Source organism: Bradyrhizobium sp. S3.7.6 (assembly GCF_054061875.1).
In genome coordinates, this window is the sequence record NZ_JBSSEQ010000001.1 from 7,034,379 (window position 1) to 7,055,955 (window position 21,577).

Annotated in this window: 19 protein-coding genes; 17 read left to right on the plus strand and 2 right to left on the minus strand. The window is 63.9% G+C overall.

Going from position 1 to position 21,577, the window contains the following annotated elements:
* Window positions 1-40: 40 nt before the first annotated feature.
* From ACVJ5M_RS34335 to ACVJ5M_RS34345, 3 genes are read left to right on the plus strand one after another with little or no spacing between them, the layout of a single operon-like run.
* Window positions 41-1,054: a DUF7146 domain-containing protein gene (locus ACVJ5M_RS34335; protein ID WP_456679581.1), complete on the plus strand. Its 1,014-nt coding sequence runs from the start codon at window positions 41-43 to the stop codon at window positions 1,052-1,054.
* Window positions 1,051-1,338: a hypothetical protein gene (locus ACVJ5M_RS34340; protein WP_456679582.1), complete on the plus strand. Its 288-nt coding sequence runs from the start codon at window positions 1,051-1,053 to the stop codon at window positions 1,336-1,338. The genes ACVJ5M_RS34335 and ACVJ5M_RS34340 overlap by 4 nt, the downstream gene beginning before the upstream one ends.
* Entirely contained in the window at window positions 1,272-1,793 is a 522-nt protein-coding gene (locus tag ACVJ5M_RS34345) for a DUF6680 family protein (RefSeq protein WP_456679583.1), read from the plus strand. Before ACVJ5M_RS34340 ends, ACVJ5M_RS34345 begins: the two co-directional genes overlap by 67 nt.
* Here the strand turns inward: ACVJ5M_RS34345 and ACVJ5M_RS34350 are convergent.
* Window positions 1,776-2,885, minus strand: coding sequence for an IS630 family transposase (locus ACVJ5M_RS34350; RefSeq protein WP_135216181.1), 1,110 nt, complete (start codon window positions 2,883-2,885; stop codon window positions 1,776-1,778). The genes ACVJ5M_RS34345 and ACVJ5M_RS34350 overlap by 18 nt on opposite strands.
* 276 nt (window positions 2,886-3,161) lie before the next feature.
* On the opposite strand from ACVJ5M_RS34350, the gene ACVJ5M_RS34355 reads away from it, so the two are divergent.
* From ACVJ5M_RS34355 to ACVJ5M_RS34405, 11 genes are all read left to right on the plus strand, one after another.
* Entirely contained in the window at window positions 3,162-3,506 is a 345-nt protein-coding gene (locus ACVJ5M_RS34355; RefSeq protein WP_456679584.1) for a hypothetical protein, read from the plus strand.
* 354 nt (window positions 3,507-3,860) lie between these two features.
* Window positions 3,861-4,415, plus strand: a complete 555-nt coding sequence (locus tag ACVJ5M_RS34360) for an AbiV family abortive infection protein (protein WP_456679585.1) — start codon at window positions 3,861-3,863, stop codon at window positions 4,413-4,415.
* A complete protein-coding gene (locus ACVJ5M_RS34365) occupies window positions 4,405-5,148 on the plus strand; it encodes a hypothetical protein (protein WP_456679586.1) in 744 nt (247 codons plus the stop codon). Before ACVJ5M_RS34360 ends, ACVJ5M_RS34365 begins: the two co-directional genes overlap by 11 nt.
* Window positions 5,149-5,569: 421 nt before the next feature.
* Complete coding sequence (locus tag ACVJ5M_RS34370; RefSeq protein WP_354099358.1) at window positions 5,570-6,976, plus strand: hypothetical protein; 1,407 nt, start codon at window positions 5,570-5,572, stop codon at window positions 6,974-6,976.
* Window positions 6,977-7,247: 271 nt separating this feature from the next.
* The gene (locus ACVJ5M_RS34375) at window positions 7,248-7,451 is read left to right on the plus strand and encodes a hypothetical protein (protein WP_063984531.1); all 204 of its coding nucleotides are present in this window, start codon (window positions 7,248-7,250) and stop codon (window positions 7,449-7,451) included.
* 60 nt (window positions 7,452-7,511) lie between these two features.
* Window positions 7,512-8,162 (plus strand): hypothetical protein, encoded by a 651-nt coding sequence (locus tag ACVJ5M_RS34380; RefSeq protein WP_063984532.1) that lies wholly within the window; start codon window positions 7,512-7,514, stop codon window positions 8,160-8,162.
* A gap of 183 nt (window positions 8,163-8,345) precedes the next feature.
* A complete protein-coding gene (locus tag ACVJ5M_RS34385; RefSeq protein ID WP_187387764.1) occupies window positions 8,346-8,906 on the plus strand; it encodes a hypothetical protein in 561 nt (186 codons plus the stop codon).
* Window positions 8,907-9,177: 271 nt separating this feature from the next.
* Window positions 9,178-10,173 (plus strand): NAD(P)H-dependent flavin oxidoreductase, encoded by a 996-nt coding sequence (locus ACVJ5M_RS34390; RefSeq protein ID WP_063984534.1) that lies wholly within the window; start codon window positions 9,178-9,180, stop codon window positions 10,171-10,173.
* A gap of 25 nt (window positions 10,174-10,198) precedes the next feature.
* Window positions 10,199-11,167, plus strand: coding sequence for a quinone oxidoreductase family protein (locus ACVJ5M_RS34395; RefSeq protein WP_063984535.1), 969 nt, complete (start codon window positions 10,199-10,201; stop codon window positions 11,165-11,167).
* Between the two features lie 256 nt (window positions 11,168-11,423).
* Complete coding sequence (locus ACVJ5M_RS34400) at window positions 11,424-12,797, plus strand: cation-efflux pump (RefSeq protein WP_063984536.1); 1,374 nt, start codon at window positions 11,424-11,426, stop codon at window positions 12,795-12,797.
* Window positions 12,798-13,025: 228 nt separating this feature from the next.
* Window positions 13,026-15,356 (plus strand): PAS domain-containing sensor histidine kinase, encoded by a 2,331-nt coding sequence (locus tag ACVJ5M_RS34405; protein ID WP_063984537.1) that lies wholly within the window; start codon window positions 13,026-13,028, stop codon window positions 15,354-15,356.
* Between the two features lie 188 nt (window positions 15,357-15,544).
* Here the strand turns inward: ACVJ5M_RS34405 and ACVJ5M_RS34410 are convergent, their stop codons facing one another.
* Window positions 15,545-16,438: a LysR family transcriptional regulator gene (locus ACVJ5M_RS34410; protein WP_014496684.1), complete on the minus strand. Its 894-nt coding sequence runs from the start codon at window positions 16,436-16,438 to the stop codon at window positions 15,545-15,547.
* Window positions 16,439-16,662: 224 nt separating this feature from the next.
* Here ACVJ5M_RS34410 and ACVJ5M_RS34415 point away from each other — a divergent pair, with 224 nt between their 5' ends.
* Genes ACVJ5M_RS34415 through fdhF form a run of 3 tightly spaced genes read left to right on the plus strand, consistent with a single transcriptional unit; the run spans window position 16,663 to window position 21,576 of the window.
* The gene (locus ACVJ5M_RS34415) at window positions 16,663-17,139 is read left to right on the plus strand and encodes a formate dehydrogenase subunit gamma (RefSeq protein WP_014496685.1); all 477 of its coding nucleotides are present in this window, start codon (window positions 16,663-16,665) and stop codon (window positions 17,137-17,139) included.
* Complete coding sequence (locus ACVJ5M_RS34420) at window positions 17,136-18,692, plus strand: formate dehydrogenase beta subunit (RefSeq protein ID WP_063984538.1); 1,557 nt, start codon at window positions 17,136-17,138, stop codon at window positions 18,690-18,692. Before ACVJ5M_RS34415 ends, ACVJ5M_RS34420 begins: the two co-directional genes overlap by 4 nt.
* Window positions 18,693-18,702: 10 nt before the next feature.
* Window positions 18,703-21,576, plus strand: coding sequence for a formate dehydrogenase subunit alpha (gene fdhF, locus ACVJ5M_RS34425; RefSeq protein ID WP_063984539.1), 2,874 nt, complete (start codon window positions 18,703-18,705; stop codon window positions 21,574-21,576).
* The last annotated feature ends 1 nt before the right edge of the window (window position 21,577 follow it).

Below are 21,577 nucleotides of genomic sequence, written 5' to 3' on the forward strand. Positions count from 1 at the left end.
AGGCGACGCCTTTTTTTCTCTTGATCAAAGATCCGCGCCGATGACCAAGCCATCCAGCCGCCGCATCGACCCCACCAACATCGAGCGAGCGCAGGCTGTCAGCGTCGCCGCCGTTGCGGTCGCGCGCGGGCTGGTCCTGAGAAAGGCCGGCGGTGAACTGGTCGGCGGTTGTCCGCTGTGCGGCGGTCGGGACAGGTTCGCGATCAGCGTCGCCAAGAACGTCTTCAATTGTCGAGGCTGCGGCGGAAAGGGGAACGCAATCTCGCTCGTGATGTGGCTCGACAGTTCCAGCTTCATCGAGGCCGTCGAGGTCCTGACCGGCGGCTCCATGAAGGGTACAGGCTCCGCCAGTTGTCCTGGCTGCTCGGGCGGAGCCCGACCAGCCAGGACGGAGATAGCCGACCATGACCGCCGGCAGCACCAAAAGGCGGCATGGCTCTGGTCGCGTCGGAAGCCGATCACCGGCACCATTGCCGAGACCTATCTGCGCGAGGTCCGTGGCATCGCCTGTCCGTTGCCGCCGACGATTGGCTTTCTGCCGCCGGCAAGGCCCGAACACCGGCCGGCGATGATCGCAGCGTTCGGGCTCTGCGACGAGGTCGAGCCCGGCATCATCTTGGCGCCGCGCGAGCTGCTCGCCGTCCACCTAACGCTGCTAAAGCCGGACGGCAGCGGGAAGGCCGAGGTCGAGAAGCCCGACAGCAGCAAGCTGATCATCGGAAGCCCGAGCGTCGAAATTCAACGCGGTGGTAAAACCGAAAAGATCGGCAGACCCATCGTGCTCGCGACGCCGACCGATCTGCTTGGCCTCGCCATCACTGAAGGCATCGAGGACGCGCTGACGGTGCATCAGGCGCTGGGGCTCGGCGCGTGGGCCGCAGGATCGGCGCCGCATCTCGGCAAGCTGGGCGAGGCCGTGCCCGGCTACATCGATGCCGTCACCATCTTCGCCGACGCCGACGCCGATCACCAAGGCGAACGCGCGGCCACCCGGCTCGCCAGCCGGCTCCGCGAGCGCGGCATCGAGGCCATAATCGAGGGGCTCGACCGATGAAACAGGATGTCAACGACACGCTCCGCGCCAAGGGAGCCGACGCGGTTCGCGAGCGGCACGACAAGGTGCACGGCAAAAACAAGCGCAAGCCGAAGCCGCCGACCGAGCTGCCGTCGCCAAACAACCCGATGGCGGTCGCGCACAAGTTTGTCGAATACTGCTGCCTGCACGATAGCGACGCTGATGCTTTGACGCTGCGCTATTGGCAGGGTGGCTGGTGGGCGTGGCGGACAGCGCATTGTCGTCGGTCCAATCGTGGCCGTCCAAATTACGCTTCGCTTTGAGGAAAGGCGGGAAAAGCGCCGCAGAATACGATACGTTCCACGCGCTCATGAGGACGCGGCGGGTCACGCTCTCGCCCGATCATGTCACAGCGCTCAATGTGATCCAGACCGAATTTCACGAGGATAACAGCGTAATCACCGCTTATAAGAAATACATCGATAACCTAGGAAGTCCGGCCTTGCCGCCGGGATCAACAGACGAAGCTATTCGCCATTTCGTTAACGAGCGCGACGACGCATTCAACGAGATGATGTTTGAGATTGGGAAGCATCTGGGCTTCACATTTGATAAGCGCGAGCTTGCGAAATACTCTTACGCTCCTCAGGGATGGGTCAACATCGAAACCGAACAGAATGCCATGCGGCATTTCGCATTGGAGTTACTGCAAGGCAAGCGACCATTGCCGATCACGCCATTCCAAGCTAGTCACGTGAATCTAAAGTTCGCCACATAAAGTCCGCTGAGCTTTATAGCAGAAGCGTTTGACGGAAGCCAAAATCTGGTCTGCGGACTTGGTCCATTTGAATGGCTTCGGTTTTCTGTTGTGCAGGTCGATGAAGGTACGGATGTCGGCCTCGAGCTGCCTGACGGAGGTGTGAACACCTCGCTGGATCTGTTTTCTGGTGAGTTCAGCGAACCAGCGCTCGACCTGATTGATCCATGACGCGGAAGTCGGCGTGAAGTGGACATGATAGTGCGGCCGACGGGCGAGCCACGCTTTGATCTTAGGTGTTTTGTGGGTGGCGTAGTTGTCCATGACGAGATGGACATCGAGGCCTTCAGGAACTTGAGCATCGATCCCTTTTAAAAACTTCAAGAACTCGACTGCCCGGTGCCGCTTATAGCATTTGCCGATGACGAACCCCGAGGCGACATCGAGCGCGGCAAACAGCGAGGTCGTACCATGCCGCACATAACTGTGCGTGCGCCGTTCCGGTACGCCCGGCATCATCGGCAGGACCGGCTGCTCGCGATCCAGGGCCTGGATCTGGCTTTTCTCATCGATACTGAGGACAAGGGCTCGGTTCGGTGGGGACAGGTAAAGGCCGACGATATCGCGGACCTTGTCGACGAACAGCGGGTCGCTCGACAGCTTGAATGTCTGGCTGCGGTGCGGCTGCAGGCCGAACGCCATCCACATTCGGCGGATCGTGGTGTGGGAAAAGCCAGTTTCCCCAGCCATTGAGCGGATCGACCAGTGCGTCGCGTCGGGTGGCGTTGTACGCAATGTCCGCTCAATTACCTCAGCAACCTGATCGTCGTTGATGGTTCGAGGGCGGCCAGGGCGGGCCTCGTCAAGCAGGCCATCACAGCGATCCTTCAAAAATCGGCGACGCCACTTGCCAACGGTGTGTTCGTGGAGGCCGAGTTCGGCAGCCACGGACTTGCTTGGCAAGCCATCCGCACACCGCAGGATCGCGCGGCAGCGCTCAGATAGCGATCGGGCAACGCGATGACGACGAACTTGCCTCTCCAAGTACGCCCGCTCCTGCGGACTAAGCACCAACGGCGCGATCGGCCGGCCTCGTTCACCTGCATTCGCCACGAGCTCTCTCCTCTGTAGAGATTCGAGCTATCAACTAATGTGGCGAACTTGCGTTCCAGATGACTAGCCCCTCGTCAAATAAATTCCCGCCACCACCATCGACGCCCCGCTGAAAGCAGCCGAACCGCCTAGTAAGAAAGGGTGAAAGGTCTGCTGTGATCACCGAGTGATCCGATAGGCTTTGGACGTAGCGCTATCTCTGAGGTTGCGTCCCGCGCGATCTTCGACCATCCTCAAATCATCGCCGAACTGTGGGGGCCGACGATGCGGGGACTTTTGACGCTGGTCTATTGCCTAGTCTCGATCCTGACCGCTGGGCAGGTGATGTTAGGGTCATCTCTGTCAGTTGGTGTCAGCGCATTGGCGGCGTCCGCGTTGGGCTTCTTCGGGACGGCAACTTTCTTTGGATCGTTTCTCGCTCGGCGGGAGAAGAAGTCCAGCGCACTGGAGTTGGGCGTCATCGGAGCAATTGCGCTTGTGCTGGTGATCGCCGCGTTCGGCCTCATGTTTTGGTCCGGGTTTAGCCTCTCGGTCGTCGGCCTTCACCTCGCCGGGCCGTACTGGGTCGTCGTGGGAATGGTCACCGCGCTTCTCGTGACCACAAAGCAGCACGCTCTATGAAATGGTCGCGGCTCACCTGCTGTGCCGCGCTCGCGGCTCTCGCGACGTTCCTGATTGCGCGTGGTACTAGCCCGTGGTTCACAGTGCCACTGTGCGCTTTCGCCGCGTGGTGGACCTACGTGTGCACCCGCGCATTGTGGGCGGCGGCGAGCTTTCGGGTCGCTGTTTGGCGTCTGCACCAAGCGCCTTCTGCAAATCAGTTGACTGTACCGCGTAAGGCTAAGCCGTGGGAATGGTTGTCCGACCCAAGACTGGACGGTTTGGTGAATGTAGGGACGTTCGCCACAGTGTTGGGCTTTCCAGCTTTGTTGTGGCTTCCTTTAATTTTTTGGCTGTTTGGTTGAACGGAAGTCTATGCCGGACAGGAAGCAACTTAGCTTAATTCTCGGCAACGCAACGCGCCTGCTCAATGACGCACGGCTGCTGGTCAGTCACAATCGCTATGCGAGTGCATTTGCATTGGCAGTGCTCGGCGTTGAGGAGATCGGGAAGGTTTTGCTCAAGAGCTGGGAGGCGGAAAGGCCACTCGCGAAGGCTAAGGAACGGCAGTCGCTTCATATCCGCAAGCAAACCGCTGTGGCGTCCTTACTCTTAGGTGCGTTGACGGTCCGGATGTTTCCGAACGGTATCGATTGGAAAGCGATCGACTTCGACGCGGTGACTAAAGCATTCAATGAAAGCGACGAAGGTCATTTGTTGGCGCTGATCCGTGACAACGATCTGGAACGGCGAAAGCAAGGCGCTCTGTATCAGGACGATGACGTGGTTACTGCCGTCGAGGATGAGTATGCCGAGTTACACGTCTGGGGAATTTTGAAGATCGCAAACGACGCGCAGCAAGCCCTTGCAAGTCATGGCGCGCTGGTTGTAGGGCGTGCTTTTTACGAGAGTAGAATACATGGCCAATGATGATGGAAAGCAGCGAAGCCAAATCCCTCCTCCCGGCTGGGGAACTGACGAACTCACCAAGTTTCTGCAAGCCATCCATGAGAACCAGTACGCGACCTTTCACCACAAGAAGCAGGCGGTAAGTCGGCTGGTGGCTATCGACGAGCTTTTCGTTAGGGCCTCTAAAAACTGGCTGAACCCACCTTGCGAGGTTGAGGCGATGCTGTTTTTGCGTTGCCTCGCTGCCTTTCGCGCCGCTGCCAGTGAGGCGATGGCGGGGCAGGCCGTTGAGTGCTACCGGCAGTGTCGCGGCATGCTTGAGAACGCTGCATATGCGGTTCATATCCGCAGCGATCCGTCGCTGGCAACCGTATGGCTCAACCGGCATCAAAACGAAGCTGGACTGAGGGCCTCAAAGAAAGCATTCCAGCACGTCACCGTCACCGCGTCCGTCGTTGCAGCAAATCAGCACGCAGGTCAGCGCTTCGATGAGCTGTACCAGCGCACGATTGACTGGGGAGGACATCCCAACGAACGCTCGGTCACCGGCAATACCAAAATGATCAAGGAGCCCGGCCGGAGGATAATGCTCGCTATCCTGCTCCATTCTGACGGCGTCGAACTCGACGTGGCACTTAAGACGGTTGCGCAATGCGGAATGGTGTCGCTCGAACTCCTGCAGGTCCTCTACAACGCCAAGTTTGAACTTCTCGGCATCAACGCCGCGATGCTTGATCTTCGCAAGGGCCTCTAGGTCTCCATTTGACGCTTCGTTAGCTTGACCAAGGTTGTCGCGGCCGGCACCAGCGCAGGCCCGAATGAAGGCAGGGTCGATCACACCGCGCCCATCGATGGGGGATAGATCGGGGGATCAGCCGCCAACAAGCTAAATAACATTTATATTTCAACACTGTAGCCCGGATGGAGCGAAGCCTAATCCGGGACGGGCGTTTCTGCGCGCGCAGACCGCGGATTGCGCTTTGCTCCATCCGGGCTTACAGGCCTTGCCCCGCTCCCCGGGAAAACCTGGCACCCTGCTCTCCGCCAATCGACTGACGCAACCAGCAGTGGATCGCGCGACCGGAAACATCTGGCAACCCCGCCCGCCCCTTGATCTCGGTTCCGCTCTCCAATAGCAACTATGGCGAGAATGTGTCCCGGGTGGGGAAGTCACGATGTGGCTGTTTTTCGTGGTTGCCTGGTTTGTCCTGCTAGCCGCCATCGCGATCGTCGCCCAGCAGGCGTTTGGTTATGACGTCGCGAACTTGCCCGCCCTGTTTGCGGACCTGCCTATGCCGCAGCGTCTCGCAACCGGCGCGATCGTGACGCTCGGGCTGGCGCTGATCGGCGCCCCCGCCTGGCGGCTCTCGCGTCAGGACCGGCGCCTCAATACCCTGCGCGACCGCCTCAAGAAGACCCGCGAGGATGTCGTCGTCGCCCACGCCCTGCAAAACCACCTCGACGCCACCGTCCAGCACCTGATCGAAAGCGATCCCCGCGAGGCCGTCTCCGCCCTCCATGACAAGCTCGGCGAGACTGAGCAGCGCGCCCTGCTCCAGCAGGGCCGCAACGAATCCACCGACATGCACGACCAGCTCGCCGAGATCCGCCGGCGCCAGCAGGGGGTGCGAGAGATGGTGGGAAAGGTCGCCGATCAGCGGCGCGCGGTCGAGCCTGTTTTCACCGAGATCCGCGACCGCCAGAACCAGCTCGAACGCTCCCTGCTCGACCTCGAGACCGACGACCGCAAGAACAACCTCGCCGACCGCCTGAAAGATGTTGCGCGCGACGTATCGGCGCTGCTGTCACGGGTGAACGCGGTCCAGGACACTTTCGTGACCCTCAGCCAGTACAAGGAAGATCTGGCGAAATCCCATGCCGAGCTGGTCCCGCTGCGCTCGTCGGACGCCGGCATCAATGCCCTGATCGGCGAGCTCGGCCTCAGCCATGACCGCCTGGCCAAGAGCATCGACGAACTCGAGACCGGCGGCGAGGCGCCGCTCGACACTCGCGTCGAGACGCTCTCGAAGAACAAGATCGAGATCGCGCAGCGCCTCGCCCGCATCGACGACAGCTTCAACATCCTGAAAGCGATCCGGCTCGATTTCGAGGAGCTCGGCCAGCGCCAGGCCCTGCTCGAACGCTCGCTCGCCGACGTCGAAACCGACCCCGACGGCAAGACCCTCGTCGACCGCCAGAACGCGCTGAACGATTTCGTCCTCCAGTCGCGCCAGCGCCTCGGCGTGTTGCAGGAGACGCTGGCGACGCTGAACGCGTTCAAGACGGAGCTGTCGAAGTCGCAGGCCGACCTCGTTCCGCTGAAGGCGCCGGTGTTCGGCATCGAGGCCCTGATCGCGGAGGTCGGCACCACCCGCGATCTTCTTGCGAAAACCGTCGGCGAGATCGAGGCGAACGGCGACGTCACCCTCGCCTCACGCGTCGATGCCCTCGCCAGGAGCAAGCGCGAGGTCGAAGACCGCCTCGCCCGCATCTTTGACAATTTCAACGCGCTCGATGCCTTGCGCAAGGACATCGGCGGCATCTTCTCGACGATCCGGAACAGCTTGAACAGGATCGGGTGAGAGACGCGTAGCAGCAGCGTAGGATGGGTAGAGCGCAGCGAAACCCATCATCGCTCCCCGCGCAGATGGCCGATGGGTTTCGCTGCGCTCTACCCATCCTACCGACCAGGCCGCGCAGCCCGAAACATCCAGACACATCACATCCCTGTACACCCGATCAATGCCGCCAACATGTCCCGCGGGTGCCGCAACTTGGACGCATTCGGCCGCCTTCTATGAGGCGTGTCTGGGGGCACGGCCGTGCCGTGTTTGGACCAAACCTTCTAGGGGTATGACTGTGAAGAAAATTGTAATTGCTCTGGGTGCGACGCTTGCTCTGGTGACGGCTGCGAACGCTGCGGATCTGCCGCGTCGCCAGCCCGTTCCCGTCTATCCTGCGGAGCAGGCGCCGATCGGCAAGATGCCGATTGGCAAGAGCCCGATTGGAAAGGCCCCGATCGGCAAGGCGCCCGGCCCGGTCGCTGCGCGCTACTGACGCGCAACGGAAATACGCGCAAGAAATCTGCGTAAGCGGCCGGTAGTCGAGGGGCACAACGTGACGAACACATCTGATCGATCGGGATCCTGCATCCTCGCGGGATTCGCTCTCGCGGCGATGCTCGCCTGCACCACCCCCTCGGCCTCGGCCCACGAAGCGAACAAGCGCGTTGCCGACGCCAATGCGCTTGCTACGACCGACTCCGCATCACGACCGGCGCCGCAATCGACGCGGCGCCCCGTCGCGCGCGCAGAGAAAGGTCCCTACTACGTCGACTTCCGCGCGCGGACGGCGGCGAGCTGGGGCCATGCGTTCGTCTGGTATGGCAAGACCAGCGAGCGCGCCGTCGAAGTCGCGGGCCTCACGCCCGCCGGCGACACCTGGGCTTATGTGCTCGGTCACCTCACCTGGGTGCCAGCCGAAACCGGCGCGAGCTACGGCGATCTCGATCCGGACTATCTGACCGCGAACTACCGCGTCTATCTGAGCGAAGCCGACGCCAAGCGCGTCTTCGCCTATATCAAGAAATTGCAGGCGAGCTCGCCGGTCTGGAACGCTGAGACCACCAACTGCACCGGCTTCATCGGCGACATCGCCGAGTTCATGGGCCTGCAGGTCCCCTACCGCTGGCAGCGCCCGGAAAAATTCGTCAACAGCCTCAAGGAAATGAACGGCGGCCGCCAGATGGTGCGGCTGTCGGCGGAGTAGCCGTTATTCGCCTTTGACATGATTGGCGAGCATTCCTCGACAGTGCTATTGTAGGTGGTGAGCAGGCGCTGCGGGAAAGCGTCTGGCGTAGCGTAATCAAAACTCAATCGAGGCAAGACCGAGGACTATAAGCAACGCGCCCAGGTGCCGCTCATCCGTTCCACAACCTTCACGGAGGTCGAGATGGCTAACAATCAGACGGGCTCAAGTGCTGACCGGTTGAAGCATCCATTTCTCGAAAAGCTCGGCGCGATACCGGCCGCAGCCGAGGGCCTCTTCGCATACAGCGCGAAGATCGTATGCGGCAAGCAATCCGAGGCAAGCTGCTGTTGTGTCGCCGGCGCCCGGCCGGGCGTGTATGCGACCGAGGTCAACATTCAAAATCTCAACCTGGTGACGGCACCGGTTCTGAAGTTCGTCGTGCCCTTGATCAACTCGGGCGCTGTTGTCGCGCGTGAACCCGACGTCGCCGATCCGACCACGTTCGCTGCACGTCAGGTAGAGGTCATCAAGCTTCCTCCGTTGGGGGCGACGATGGATGATTGCTGCCGTATCGCAGAGATGCTGCTGGGCGCGACCCCGAGCGGAGACACCGCGCTCACCATCGCTATCTTGACGATTGTCAGCCAATTCGAACTGTCTGTCTCCGTCGTCTACACCGCGAACCCTCTGAGCGGAGACGGCATCAGCATCGACGTCGAGTATATTCCATCGCGACTCCTGCGGCTTCGTGGCCAAGGTTGACGCGGGATCCAGTTGGCGCTCGGCCTTCCGGGCACCCTTGGAGCAGCACCTTTGCTACCTCTCCGCCGTCGCCCCTTTTCGTCAGGACGACGGCAGGAGAATACGCCAAGCGCCCCGCACCAAAATTATCCGCCCCACGGAATCCCCTCACGCCTCGCATGATCGCCCCGCCCCCACCGCACGGCGGCGCAATAGACATTTCCCGACCCCGGCGGCATCCTGCCGCCATCAACCGATAACAGAGCGCCACGCGAGGCGGGGGAAACAGATCATGCTGCAGACACGGTTCACAAAGCTCGTCGGCGTCGAGCACCCGATCGTCCAGGGCGGCATGCAATGGGTCGGACGCGCCGAGCTGGTCGCCGCGGTCGCGAACGCCGGCGCGCTCGGCTTCATCACGGCGCTGACCCAGCCGACCCCGGAAGACCTGACCAAGGAGATCGCGCGCTGCCGCGACCTCACCGACAAGCCCTTTGGCGTCAACCTCACCATCCTGCCCGCGATCAAGCCGCCGCCCTACGCCGAATACCGCGCCGCCATCATCGAGGCCGGCATCACCGTGGTCGAGACCGCCGGCAACAAGCCGCAGGAGCATGTCGACGAGTTCAGGAGGCATGGCGTCAAGATCGTGCACAAATGCACCAGCGTCCGCCACGCGCTCTCGGCCGAGCGCATGGGCGTCGACGCCATCTCGATCGACGGGTTCGAATGCGCCGGCCACCCCGGCGAGGACGACACCCCCGGCCTGATCCTGATCCCGGCCGCCGCCAACAAGATCAAGATCCCGATGATCGCCTCGGGCGGCTTTGCCGATGCCCGCGGCCTCGTCGCCGCCCTGGCGCTCGGCGCCGAGGGCATCAACATGGGCACCCGCTTCATGGCTACCAAGGAAAGCCCGATCCACCAGCTCATCAAGGAGAAGATCGTCGCCAATGACGAGCGCGAGACCGAGCTGATCTTCCGCACCATGCGCAACACCTCGCGCGTTGCCAAAAACGACATCTCGACCAAGGTCGTCGCCATGGAGAAGGAAGGTGCGAAGTTCGAGGACATCCGCGAGCTGGTTGCGGGCGCCCGTGGTAAGATGGTCTATGCGACCGGCAATTCGGACGAAGGCATCTGGTCGGCGGGCCAGGTGCAGGGCCTGATCCAGGACATCCCGAGCTGCGCCGAGCTGATCTCCCGCATCGTGCGCGAGGCCGAAGCCATCATTCGCAGCCGGCTCGAAGGCATGATCGCTCATCCGAGCGCACAAGCCGCTGAATAATCACTGCAAGAAGCGAGAGTAATTCATGAAGGCTTATGTCTACGGCCCTGACGGCGCTCAGATTTCCGACGTCGCTCAACCAAAGCCTAAGGGCACGCAGGTGCTGGTCCGCGTCCGCGCCTGCGGGCTGAACCGCGCCGACACCGGCATGCGCAAGGGCCACGCCCACGGCGCCGCCGGCGGTGCCGGCACCGTGCTCGGCATGGAATGGGCCGGCGAGGTCGCCGAGCTCGGACCGGATGCCAAGGGCGTGAAGGTCGGCGACCGCATCATGGGCTCGGGCGGCGCGGCGTTCGCCGAATACACCCTGGCCGATCACGGCCGGCTGTTCCGCGCGCCCTCGAACATGAACTTCGAGGAAGCCGCCACCCTGCCCGTCGCGCTCGCGACCATGCACAACGCGGTCGTCACCGTTGGCGGCGTTCAGCCCGGGCAAGCCGTGCTGATCCAGGGGGCGAGCTCCGGCGTCGGCCTGATGGCGATGCAGATCGCGCGGCTCAAGGGTGCCAAGCTCGTGATCGGCTCGTCGACCGATCCCTATCGCCGCGGCCGGCTCAGGGAGTATGGCGCCGACCTCGCCGTCGACTCCTCCGACCCCAAATGGGTGGACGAGGTGCTGAAGGCGACGAACGGCGAAGGCGTCGACCTCATCGTCGACCAGGTCTCGGGCAAGGTCGCGAGCCAGAACCTCGCCGCCACCAAGGTCAAGGGCCGCATCGTCAATGTCGGCCGGCTCGGCGGCACCCATGCCGACTTCAACTTCGACCTGCATGCCGCGCGCCGGATCGACTATGTCGGCGTCACCTTCCGCACCCGCACCATCGAGGAGGTCCGCGAGATCTTCGACGAGGTCCGCAAGGACATCTGGGGCGCGGTCGAGTCACGCAAGCTGCAGCTGCCGATCGACAAGGTCTATGCCTTCGCCGACATCGACAAGGCGTTCGAGCACATGGAGGCGAACAAGCATCTGGGGAAGATCGTCGTGACGCTGTGATCCCTGGCCGGGCGACGAGCGCGCGGTCTCGTAGGGTGGGCAAAGCGAAGCGTGCCCACCACAGCGGTTGATCAGGAGACACTCGTTGGTGGGCACGGCGCTACGCGCCTTTGCCCACCCTACGAGACTGAGCCGGTGGCATAAGCGAGCATTCAATTCGGAAGCATTCGCAATAGTTTCGCTCCTGCAACTCACTCGCGACTACAGCTGTGGATCGTCGCTTGATGTTCAGCCCTAGGCTGCTAAATCCCGGGCCATGAGCGCACAGCACAACAAGACCTCGGTCGCCGCAATCTCGATCTTCGCCAGCGGCGGCATGGCAGCGGCCAAGTTTGCGGTCGGGATCGCGATCGGCTCGCTGGCGCTGATTTCCGAGGCCCTGCATTCCTCGATCGACCTGGTCGCGACCATCATCACCTGGGCGGTGGTGCGGGTGTCCGACAAGCCGGCCGACGAAGAGCACCATTACGGCCACGGCAAGCTGGAGAGCATCTCCGCGCTCGGTGTCACCGCCCTGCTCTACGTGCTGGCCGGGGGCATCCTGGTCGAATCCTACAGCCGCCTGCGCGAGGGAACTCCGCCGCCGACCATCTCGGCCGTACCGTTCGTGGTGCTGGTGATCGACATCGTCGTGAACTTGTGGCGTGCCCGCGCCCTGCACCGCGCCGCACGGGAAACGCGCAGCCAGGCGCTCGCGGCGGACGCGCTGCATTTCGCCTCCGACGTACTCGGCTCGTTCGCCGTGATCATCGGCCTGATCCTGGCCGCCCTCGGCTTCTGGTGGGGCGACGCCGCGGCGGCCGCCGCCGTCGCCGTGATGATCGCCCTGCTCGGCCTGCGCATGGCCGGCTCGACCGTGCAGACGCTGGTCGATCGCGCCCCCGAGGGCGCGCAGGAGAAGGCCACGGCCGCGATCCTTGGCGTGCCCGGCGTGATCGACGTCGAGCGGCTGCGGCTGCGCATGGTGGGCGCGACCACGTTCATCGACACCATCGCGAAGGTGCCGCGAACCTATCCGATCGACCGCGTCGAGGAGATCAAGCGCAAGGCGCAGGCGGCGGTCGACAAGGCATTCGGCGACGCCGACCTTACCTTCACCGCCGTCCCCGTCGCGCGCGACAACGAGACCGTGCGCGACCGGATCATGGTCATCGCACACAATTCCGGCCTCGCCATCCACCACGTCACGGTGCACGACCTAGGCGCCAAGCTGATCGTCGGCATCGACCTCGAGGTCGACGCCGGGATGCAGCTCGACGCCGCCCATGACATCGCCAACACGCTGGAGCGCAGCATCCAGGAGGAGTTCGGCGCCGACGTCGAGGTGGACGTCCATATCGAACCATTGGAACCGGAACTGCCGTTCGGGGTCGATGCCGTGCCGGAACGGGTGCGGGCCATCGCCTCCGCCCTGACGGAATATGCCGCCGGCGGCGAGATCTACGACATCCACAATGTGCGTGTCCGCAACACCGACGCCGGCGAGATCGTCAATTTCCACTGCCGTGCCACGCCCTCGATGAGCGTGATCAAGGTGCACGAGCATGTCGACGCGATCGAGCGCGCGCTGCGCCGCGCGTTCCCGGGCGTGAAGCGCGTGATCAGCCACGCCGAGCCACCGCGGGCGTGACGCGAAATGTGCGGGGAGTCACACGTTCTCGTTTCGGACTCGCCACGCACGTAAGTTTGCGGACGCAAAATGCGCAAACTGCGCGTTGGATAAGAATAAATTCGCGTTAACGATTCGTTGACTCTCGACAGCCTGCGAAAACTGGATTCAAATCGGTCATGATTCGGAAGCGACGTGGGGCTGCTTCCGAACTCAAGTTGCAAGCAGGTTTTCCAGGGGGCAGAAGGCATGTCGCGTGCAGACGCCGCGAACGTGCGCGTCCAATCCGATTCAATCAAGGGATTGGCGCAATCGATCGCGAAACCTGCCTATCATCGGCTCCTGATCGCGGAGCCGGCGCTGCGCCGCGCCGTGCCGACGCTGATCATCGCCTTCCTGGTCACGATCTGTCTCGGCGCGTTCGTGCAGGTCGTCGATCAGACGCGCCAGAAGCGGCAGGTGCTCCGCCACGACATCTCGGCGCTGGCCGACCTGCTCGCTGAGCGGATCGATCGCCTGACCTCGTCGCGGCAGGAGCGGCTCAAGAACATCGAGAACCTGCCGACGCTGCTGCCCGATCTCATCCCGTCCTGGGGCACGGCCTCCGGCCGCCACGTCGTCGTCACCTCGGCCGGCGTCGATCGCCGCATCCTCGCCCGCATTCCGATCGACCGCGACCCCTCAGGCAACGACCGCCTGCTCGATGCGATCACCACGGCGCAACTGGTCGCGGCGCCGCCGCGCGACAACAACGTCTCCGACATGACGCTGCCGAACGGCAACGCCGCGATGGCGACCTCGCGGCAGATCAAGTCGCTGCCGGGCCTCGTCACCGTGATCCAGGAGCGCAACGAGCCGATCTGGGGCTCGGACGCCGCGCTCTCGGTGACGCTGTCGGCGACCACCGGCTTCGTCGTCCTGATCCTCGGCTTCGCCTTCCACTGGCAGTCGACGCGCGCCCGCGAGGGCGACCTCATCAACGACGCCGTGCGCGGCCGCATCGACACCGCGCTCAACCGCGGCCGCTGCGGCCTGTGGGACTGGGATCTGTCGCGCGGCCGGATCTTCTGGTCGCAGTCGATGTTTTCGATGCTCGGCCTCGACGGTCGCAACGAGCTCCTCACCTTCGGCGAGGTCAACGCGCTGGTGAAGTCCGACGACATCGACCTGTTCGAGATCGCCGACCAGCTCATCTCCGGGAAGATCGACCATATCGACCAGACCTTCCGCATGCAGCACGTCGACGGTCACTGGATCTGGCTCCGCGTCCGCTGCGAGAAGACGCACGGGGCGACCGATTCCAGCGTGCACCTGATCGGGATCGCCGTCGACATCACCGAGCAGAAGAGCCTCGCTGAACGCACCGTCGAAGCCGACCTCCGCCTGCGCGACGCCATCGAGACCATTCCGGAGGCCTTCGTGCTGTGGGACGCGAGCGACCGCCTCGTGCTCTGCAACTCGCACTTCCAGCGCCTGCACAAGCTGCCCGACAGCGCCGTCATCCCCGGCACCTCCTACGAGACCGTGCTCGAAGTCGGCCGCATGCCGGAGGTGCGCACCCGCCACAACGAGACGGCCAGCCAGGGTCCGGGCGCACGCACCTTCGAGGCGCAGCTCGACGACGGCAGCTGGCTGCACATCAGCGAGCGCCGCACCAAGGACGGCGGCTACGTCTCGGTCGGCACCGACATCACCCGCATCAAGGAGCACGAGCAGAAGCTGGTCGACAACGATCTGCGCCTGCGCGCCACCGTCATCGACCTGAAGCGCTCCCAGGCCGCGCTGGAGCGCCAGACCAACGAGCTCGCCGACCTCGCCGAGAAGTATCAGCGCGAGAAGACCCGCGCCGAGGAAGCCAACCAGACCAAGTCGAAATTCCTCGCCAATATGAGCCACGAGCTGCGCACGCCGCTCAACGCCATCATCGGCTTCTCCGAGATCATGGGCTCGGGCATGTTCGGCGAGCTCGGCTCGGAGAAGTACCAGGAATACTGCCAGGACATCCTGACCAGCGGCCATTACCTGCTCGAAGTCATCAACGACATCCTCGACATGTCCAAGATCGAAGCCGGCCGCATGAAGCTCGACATGGAAGAGCTCGACCTCGGACAGACGCTCGCGGAGTCCCTCCGTGTCGTCTCCGGCCGCGCGCAGGACAAGCATCTGACGCTCGACGCCGGGATCGAGAAATCGATCTCGGTCGTTGCCGACCGCCGCGCGACCAAGCAGATCATCGTCAACCTGCTCTCCAATGCGGTGAAGTTCACGCCCGACGGCGGACGCATCGTGGTGCGCAGCCGGCAGCTCGACGACAAGATCGTGCTGTTGATCGCCGACACCGGCATCGGGATCGCGCCGCATTCGCTGGCACGGCTCGGCCGCCCCTTCGAGCAGGTCGAAAGCCAGCTCACCAAGACCTATCACGGCTCCGGACTTGGACTTGCGATCGCGCGCTCGCTGGCGCAGCTCCACGGCGGCTCGATGCGGCTCCGCTCGAAGATCGACGTGGGCACCGTCGTCCGCGTGACCCTGCCGCGCGATGCGATCAAGGCGGCGTCCGGGATGTCGGCTGCGGCCTAGAGCATGGCGGGAAGCTCGCCTGCGGCCATCCTTCGAGACGCCCGCCTCCGGCGGGCCCTCAGGATGAGGGCGGAGTACGCGGCAGCTGTTTCAACGAACGCCGATACAACGGAGCCTCATCCTGAGGAGCCCGCGAAGCGGGCATCTCGAAGGACGAGGCGCTTGCTCGGGCCCTCCCGCTCTGGCCCCTACAGCTGCAGCGACGGCGCGACTTCGCGCGCGACGTTGACCAGCGCCGCGATCAGCGGCGTCATCGGATCGCGCTGCGGGATCACCATGCCGATGCTGTAATTGACATCAGGATCGGTGATCGGGATCGAGCGCACCGTATCGGACAGGCCGAGCGTCTCGGCAAGCTTGGCCGGCATCACGCTCGCCCAGCGCCCCGTCTTCACATGCGTGAACAGCACGAGCAGCGAGTTCGAGGTCAGGGTCGGCGTCGCCTCCGCGCCGACCGAGCGGAGCGCGCGATCGATGATGCGGCGGTTCTGCATGTCGGGCGTCAGCAGGCACAGCGGCACCTGGCCGACCTCCTTCCACGTCACCGTCTCGCGATCGCCGAACATTCCGTCCGGCGCGGTCAGCAGACGATAGCTCTCGTTGTAGAGCGGAATGGTGCGCACCTTGCCGATCGGCTCGTTCTCGATATAGGTCAGCCCCGCATCGACCTCGAGATTTTCGAGCAGCCCCAGCACCTCGGATGAGGTGGTGGACTGGATGCGGAAGCGCACCTCGGGATGCTTGGCGCGGAACGGCGTCGTCAGCTGGGCGACCATGCCGAGCACGGTCGGGATCGCCGCGATGCGGATTTCGCCGGAGAGCTGATGCTTCAGCCCGTTGATCTCGTCACGCATGGCGCGGGCATCGCCCACGATCCGCCGCGCCCAATCCAGCGCCCGCTCGCCCTCGGGGGTAAAACCCTGGAAGCGGGAGCCGCGCTGCACCAGCATCACGCCAAGGATCTCCTCGAGCTGCTTGAGCCCGGTCGACATCGTCGGTTGCGTCACGCCGCAGACTTCTGCAGCGCGTCCGAAATGCCGCTCCTTCGCCAGCGCCAGCAGCAGTTCAAGCTTGTCGATCAACCGGTCGTCCCCTCGGATGCCATCGTGGCATGCAAGCTAGCACGGCGGGTCATTACCAACACGGAAAAACCGGCAAGCGGAACGCGATTAATTGCATTTCCGTATCGTCCGATTGCACTTCCAAATCGATCGGAATTCGCAATCGCAGCATGAGACAGCTTTATTGATCTTCGAACGATTCCAAATAGTTTGCGATCAAGGGACGCTCAATCTGAGAACAAAGAATGACAGCGGTTTACGAGCCTTGGGACGAGACGCGCGGCGCCGAGATCATCGCCGAACATGCGAAGCAAGAGGGCGCGACGCTGGTCATCCTGCACGCCCTTCAGGAGGCGTTCGGCTATGTGCCGGAGGCGGCGATTCCCATGGTGGCGCAGGCGTTGAATCTGTCGCGCGCCGAGGTGCATGGCGTGTTCACATTCTACCATGATTTCAGGCACAAACCCGCCGGCCGCCATGTGCTGAAGCTTTGTCGCGCGGAAGCCTGTCAGGCTGCGGGGGGCGATGCTCTCGCCGCGCGCGCCGAAGCGAAGCTTGGCGTGCCCCTCGGCAAGACCACCGCCGATGATCGCGTCACGCTGGAGCCGATCTACTGCCTCGGGCTGTGCGCGACCGCACCGTCCGCCATGCTCGACGGCCGCCTCATTGGCCGGCTCGATGAGAAGCGCCTCGATGCACTGGTCGCGGAGGCACAGCGATGAGCATGCGTCTATTCGTCTCCCGCGACGCGGGTGCGATTGCGGTTGGCGCCGACGAGGTTGCGCTGGCGCTGGAGCAGGATGCGGCCAAGCGCGGCGTTGCAGTCGAGATCGTCAGGACTGGCTCGCGCGGCATGTACTGGCTGGAGCCGCTGGTCGAGGTCGCGACGCCGCAGGGCCGGATCGCGTTCGGCCCGGTCACCGAGGCCGATGTGCCCTCCCTGCTCGATGCCCTCGCCAGCAACACGCCGCATCTGCTGCGGCTGGGCGCAACCGAGGAGATCCCCTGGCTGAAGCGCCAGACCCGCCTCACCTTCGCCCGCTGCGGCGTGATCGATCCGCGCTCGCTCGACGACTACCGCGCCCATGACGGCTATAAGGGCCTCGAGCGCGCGCTGTCGCTCGGCTCGGATGCGATCCTCGCCGAGGTCACCGCATCCGGCCTGCGTGGCCGCGGCGGTGCGGGCTTCCCGACCGGCATCAAGTGGAAGACCGTCGCGCAAGCGAAGGCCGACCGCAAATTCATCGTCTGCAACGCCGACGAAGGCGACAGCGGCACCTTCGCCGACCGCATGATCATGGAAGGCGACCCCTTCCTGGTGATCGAGGGCATGACGACCGCCGGCATCACCGTCGGCGCGACCAAGGGCTACATCTACATCCGCAGCGAATACCCGCACGCAGTCGAAGCGATGAACGCGGCCATCAAGGCAGCAAAGCGCGGCGGCTATCTCGGCGACAAGATCGGCGGCTCCACCTACAGCTTCGATCTCGAAGTGCGGGTCGGCGCCGGCGCTTACGTTTGCGGCGAAGAGACCTCGCTGCTGGAAAGTCTCGAAGGCCGCCGCGGCCTGGTGCGCGCCAAGCCGCCGCTGCCCGCGCATCACGGCCTGTTCGGCAAGCCGACCGTCATCAACAACGTGCTGTCGTTCGCCGCGATCCCCTTCATTCTCGCCGAGGGCGCCAAGGCCTATGCCGATTTCGGCATGGGCCGCTCGCGCGGCACGATGCCGATCCAGCTCGCCGGCAACATCCGCCATGGCGGGCTGTTCGAGACCGCGTTCGGCGTGACGCTTGGCGAGCTCGTCGACGACATCGGCGGTGGCACGTTCACGGGCCGCCCGGTCCGCGCGGTGCAAGTCGGCGGCCCGCTCGGCGCCTATTTCCCGCGCGCGCTGTTCGACACCCCGTTCGACTACGAAGCCTTCGCCGCACGCGACGGCCTGATCGGCCATGGCGGCATCGTCGTGTTCGACGACAGCGTCGACATGCGCAGGCAGGCGCGCTTCGCCATGGAATTCTGCGCCATCGAATCCTGCGGCAAGTGCACGCCCTGCCGGATCGGCTCGACCCGTGGCGTCGAGACCATCGAAAAGATCATCCGCGGCGAGCGCGTGAGCGAAAATCTCGCGCTCGTCGAAGACCTCTGCAACACCATGAAATTCGGCTCGCTCTGCGCACTCGGGGGCTTCACGCCCTACCCCGTGCTCAGTGCATTGAAGCATTTCCGGGAAGATTTCATCCCGGCCCCGACCACGCTTCAGGCCGCGGAATAGGAGAACGACGATGTCTCTGATCGAAGAAATCGACTACGGCACACCGCGCTCCAAATCGACGACGATGGTGACGCTGACCATCGACGGGAACCAGGTCACGGTGCCCGAGGGCACCTCGATCATGCGGGCCGCGATGGACGCGGGCCACCAGATCCCAAAGCTCTGCGCGACCGACATGGTCGACGCGTTCGGCTCCTGCCGTCTCTGCGTCGTCGAGATCGAGGGCCGCGCCGGCACGCCGGCCTCCTGCACCACGCCCGTGATGAACGGCCTCGTCGTGCACACCCAGAGCGAACGGCTGAAGAAGCTGCGCAAGGGCGTGATGGAGCTCTACATCTCCGACCATCCGCTTGACTGTCTCACCTGCGGCGCCAACGGCGATTGCGAATTGCAGGACATGGCCGGCGCCGTGGGCCTCCGCGACGTGCGCTACGGCTACGAGGGCGAGAACCACGTCTTCGCAAAATCCCATGGCGAGATCAACGCCGCCTGGATGCCGAAGGACGAGTCCAATCCTTACTTCACCTACGATCCCTCCAAGTGCATCGTCTGCTCGCGCTGCGTCCGCGCCTGCGAGGAAGTGCAAGGCACCTTCGCACTGACCATCTCTGGCCGCGGCTTCGACAGCCGCGTTTCGCCCGGCATGAGCGAGAGCTTCCTCGGCTCCGAATGCGTCTCCTGCGGCGCCTGCGTGCAGGCTTGCCCGACCGCGACGCTGACGGAAAAGTCGGTGATCGAGATCGGCCAGCCCGAGCACTCCGTCGTCACCACCTGCGCTTATTGCGGCGTCGGCTGCGCCTTCAAGGCCGAGATGCGCGGCGAGGAAGTCGTGCGCATGGTGCCGTACAAGGACGGCAAGGCCAATCGCGGCCATTCCTGCGTCAAGGGCCGCTTCGCCTGGGGCTACACCAACCACAAGGAGCGTATCCTCAACCCGATGATCCGCGAGCGGATCGAGGATCCCTGGCGCGAAGTGTCCTGGGATGAGGCGTTCTCGTTTGCCGCTGCCAAGATGCGCGGCATCCAGAAGAAATACGGCCGTGACGCCATCGGCGGCATCACCTCGTCCCGCTGCACCAACGAAGAAACCTATCTGGTGCAGAAGCTGATCCGCGGCGGCTTCGGCAACAACAATGTCGACACCTGCGCCCGCGTCTGCCACTCGCCGACCGGCTATGGCCTGTCGCAGACCTTCGGCACGTCGGCCGGCACGCAGGACTTCGACTCGGTCGAGGACACCGACGTCGCGGTCATCATTGGTGCAAATCCCGCCTCCGCTCACCCGGTGTTCGCGTCGCGCCTGAAGAAGCGGCTGCGCCAGGGCGCAAAGCTGATCGTAATCGATCCGCGCCGGACCGAAATGGTGGAATCACCGCACGTGAAGGCGCTGCACCTGCCGCTGATGCCCGGCACCAACGTTGCGGTCGTGACCGCGCTGGCGCATGTCATCGTCACGGAGGGCCTCGCCAACGAAGCCTTCGTGCGCGAGCGCTGCGACTGGGCCGAGTTCGAGGAATGGGCCGCCTTCGTCGCCCAGCCGAAACACAGCCCGGAAGCCACCGCGATCCTCACCGGCGTCGATCCGCAGGTGTTGCGTGAAGCCGCGCGCATCTACGCCACTGGCGGCAATGGCGCGATCTATTACGGCCTCGGCGTCACCGAGCACAGCCAGGGCTCGACCACCGTGATCGCGATCGCCAACCTCGCGATGGCGACCGGCAATATCGGCCGCCCCGGCGTCGGCGTGAACCCGCTGCGCGGCCAGAACAACGTGCAGGGCTCTTGCGACATGGGCTCGTTCCCGCACGAGCTGCCCGGCTATCGCCACATCTCGGGCGACGCCGTGCGCGACCAGTTCGAAGCGCTCTGGAACGTCAAGCTCAACCCGGAGCCGGGCCTGCGCATTCCCAACATGTTCGATGCCGCAATCGAAGGCACGTTCATGGGCATCTACGTGCAGGGCGAGGACATCCTCCAGTCCGATCCCAACACCAAGCACGTGGTGGCGGCGCTGTCGTCGATGGAATGCGTCATCGTTCACGACCTCTTCCTGAACGAGACCGCAAACTACGCCCATGTCTTCCTGCCCGGCTCGAGCTTCCTCGAGAAGGACGGCACCTTCACCAATGCCGAGCGCCGCATCCAGCGCGTCCGGAAGGTGATGTCACCGAAGAACGGCATGGCCGACTGGGAGGTCACCATCGCCCTCGCCAAAGCCATGGGCTTCGAGATGAACTACAGCCATCCGTCCGAGATCATGGACGAGATCGCGGCACTGACGCCGACGTTTACCGGCGTCTCCTACGCCAAGCTCGACGAACTCGGCTCGGTGCAATGGCCCTGCAACGAGAAGGCGCCGGAGGGCACCCCGGTGATGCATATCGGCGGCTTCGTCCGCGGCAAGGGCAAGTTCATCGTCACGGAATATGTCGCGACCGACGAGCGTACCGGCCCCCGCTTCCCGCTGCTGCTCACCACGGGCCGCATCCTCAGCCAGTACAATGTCGGCGCGCAGACAAGGCGCACCGAGAACGTGGTCTGGCATGCCGAGGACCGGCTCGAGATTCATCCGCACGACGCCGAGCAGCGCGGTGTACGCGACGGCGACTGGGTGCGGCTCGCGAGCCGTGCGGGCGAAACCACGCTGCGCGCGGAGATCACCGACCGCGTCTCACCGGGCGTCGTCTACACCACCTTCCATCACCCGGACACGCAGGCCAACGTCATCACCACCGACTATTCGGATTGGGCCACCAACTGCCCCGAATACAAGGTCACGGCGGTGCAGATCTCGCCGTCGAACGGCCCGTCCGACTGGCAGAAGGCCTATGACGCGCAGGCGCAGCACTCCCGCCGCATCGCGCCGGCCGAGGCCGCGGAGTAAC

Coding starts and splice junctions, on each gene's coding strand:
- ACVJ5M_RS34335 (WP_456679581.1), top strand. CDS start 41: ATGACCAAGCCATCCAGCCGCCGCATCGACCCCACCAACATCGAGCGA.
- ACVJ5M_RS34340 (WP_456679582.1), top strand. CDS start 1,051: ATGAAACAGGATGTCAACGACACGCTCCGCGCCAAGGGAGCCGACGCG.
- ACVJ5M_RS34360 (WP_456679585.1), top strand. CDS start 3,861: ATGCCGGACAGGAAGCAACTTAGCTTAATTCTCGGCAACGCAACGCGC.
- ACVJ5M_RS34365 (WP_456679586.1), top strand. CDS start 4,405: ATGGCCAATGATGATGGAAAGCAGCGAAGCCAAATCCCTCCTCCCGGC.
- ACVJ5M_RS34370 (WP_354099358.1), top strand. CDS start 5,570: ATGTGGCTGTTTTTCGTGGTTGCCTGGTTTGTCCTGCTAGCCGCCATC.
- ACVJ5M_RS34375 (WP_063984531.1), top strand. CDS start 7,248: ATGACTGTGAAGAAAATTGTAATTGCTCTGGGTGCGACGCTTGCTCTG.
- ACVJ5M_RS34385 (WP_187387764.1), top strand. CDS start 8,346: ATGGCTAACAATCAGACGGGCTCAAGTGCTGACCGGTTGAAGCATCCA.
- ACVJ5M_RS34390 (WP_063984534.1), top strand. CDS start 9,178: ATGCTGCAGACACGGTTCACAAAGCTCGTCGGCGTCGAGCACCCGATC.
- ACVJ5M_RS34395 (WP_063984535.1), top strand. CDS start 10,199: ATGAAGGCTTATGTCTACGGCCCTGACGGCGCTCAGATTTCCGACGTC.
- ACVJ5M_RS34400 (WP_063984536.1), top strand. CDS start 11,424: ATGAGCGCACAGCACAACAAGACCTCGGTCGCCGCAATCTCGATCTTC.
- ACVJ5M_RS34405 (WP_063984537.1), top strand. CDS start 13,026: ATGTCGCGTGCAGACGCCGCGAACGTGCGCGTCCAATCCGATTCAATC.
- ACVJ5M_RS34415 (WP_014496685.1), top strand. CDS start 16,663: ATGACAGCGGTTTACGAGCCTTGGGACGAGACGCGCGGCGCCGAGATC.
- ACVJ5M_RS34420 (WP_063984538.1), top strand. CDS start 17,136: ATGAGCATGCGTCTATTCGTCTCCCGCGACGCGGGTGCGATTGCGGTT.
- fdhF (WP_063984539.1), top strand. CDS start 18,703: ATGTCTCTGATCGAAGAAATCGACTACGGCACACCGCGCTCCAAATCG.